General features: G+C 30.6%; 2 protein-coding genes and 1 pseudogene. All 3 read right to left on the bottom strand.

Annotation, left to right across the window (positions count from 1 at the left end):
* Window positions 1-270 precede the first annotated feature (270 nt).
* Window positions 271-582: pseudogene (locus tag A5867_RS07040) on the bottom strand (glycosyl transferase); the annotation flags it as partial.
* A gap of 481 nt (window positions 583-1,063) precedes the next feature.
* Entirely contained in the window at window positions 1,064-1,387 is a 324-nt protein-coding gene (locus A5867_RS07035; protein ID WP_087627224.1) for a hypothetical protein, read from the bottom strand.
* 17 nt (window positions 1,388-1,404) lie between these two features.
* Window positions 1,405-1,611 (bottom strand): hypothetical protein (locus tag A5867_RS18080; RefSeq protein ID WP_212648493.1); only part of this gene is annotated, 207 nt, incomplete at its 5' end.

The following is a 1,611-nucleotide window of genomic DNA, read 5'->3' as shown; positions in this document are numbered from 1 at the left end:
ACACACTCCCTACTTCAATTGTGCTTGTTTAAGCACATCTAGATGTGTATAAGAGACAGGTCAAAGTCTTTACTAACGGCTTTCCCATGAACACACTCCCTACTTCAATTGTGCTTGTTTAAGCACTGTCTCTTATACACATCTAGATGTGTATCACTATACTCATTTAGTCTATTCAAATCCATATTATTTTCGATAAAATTAATTTGCTCATGTAAATTAAATTTTTCCCCTGTCTCTTATACACATCTAGATGTGTATAAGAGACAGGTATATCGCTCCATCTTTACCGACTTCTCGATTGAAACTTACGTTCAATAATAGATTAAGTTTGGTAGATACCAATGCTTCTAAAAGCGATGGATTAGTTCCCCCAACTTCGTGCCCATGAAAATACGCGAACGCATTTTCCCTTATATATTTCAACAATTCTTGATCGTATACTGTACCAACAAACTTTATCCGACCATCTTTCTCAAAATCGGTTTTACTTTTTAGCTTTTCAAAAAATTTATTTTCTTCAACATTAGTAACTAACACAAAGTCTTTTTTAGAATCTGACTTCATAAACTCTTTAATCATCTGTCTCTTATACACATCTAGATGTGTATAAGAGACAGTTATTATACTTAATAATATATCCACCTATATCGTCCTTTCAATGAGAGGTTTTACCACACTTGATTTTTTTTGCGACCAATTCAGTACTAAAATAAAGAATAGAAAAGTAAAATTAAAAGAAGGATTGATTATCGTTAGCTCTGTTACTCCAATTATAAAAAACAGATTCCATATGATAATATGATATATGGCGTAGCGGAATCCAAAATATTATCATAACCCCCATTTTCTATTGGTTGACCAAAAACTTTAAGTCCATAATTTTGAAAAAAATTCCCAGCCAATCTAAACCTACCAGTCACCAACTTATCCAATTCATACACCAGATGGTTTCCTCGTATGTATAATATTGGAAAAGAAAAACCAATAAGGTTAACTATAATACATAGAATCTGTCTCTTATACACATCTAGATGTGTATAAGAGACAGCATAAGTACCTCTTATATTTTCTCTTTTAATAATTCAAATGGATCTGGCAATTGCTTAACATCATTAAGAACATTTTTTATTTTTACTGATTCTTCGAAACAATTCTGGTCAAGCTCGCTAATACAATTCTTGATTTCTTTCAAGTTTATATCATTTCTGACATCTAAAACATATTGACTTTGATCAAAAAGTTTAGCTAATTCTTGATATTTAATTGCCCAACCTAAAATAAGACAAGGAACCTTTTCTTTATAAGAATGCACCACCGAATGAAATCTAGACGCTATAGCATAATCAAACTGCTGTATTAATTTTTCAAACTCACTAGGTGTCATATCCTCACTAATTATTTTTACAGAATCATTATATTTAAATAAATCTTTGATAAGATCTGTCTCTTATACACATCTAGATGTGTATAAGAGACAGGTATTAATTTTTCAAACTCACTAGGTGTCATATCCTCACTAATTATTTTTACAGAATCATTATATTTAAATAAATCTTTGATAAGATGACAAGCCTCTATATCCTCACCTGAATGTCTTATTAAATAAAT

The sequence above is a fragment of the Enterococcus sp. 6D12_DIV0197 genome (assembly GCF_002174385.1).
In the GTDB taxonomy this organism is placed as follows: Bacteria; Bacillota; Bacilli; order Lactobacillales; family Enterococcaceae; genus Enterococcus_D; species Enterococcus_D casseliflavus.
This window is presented reverse-complemented; position numbering and strand designations above follow the sequence as displayed.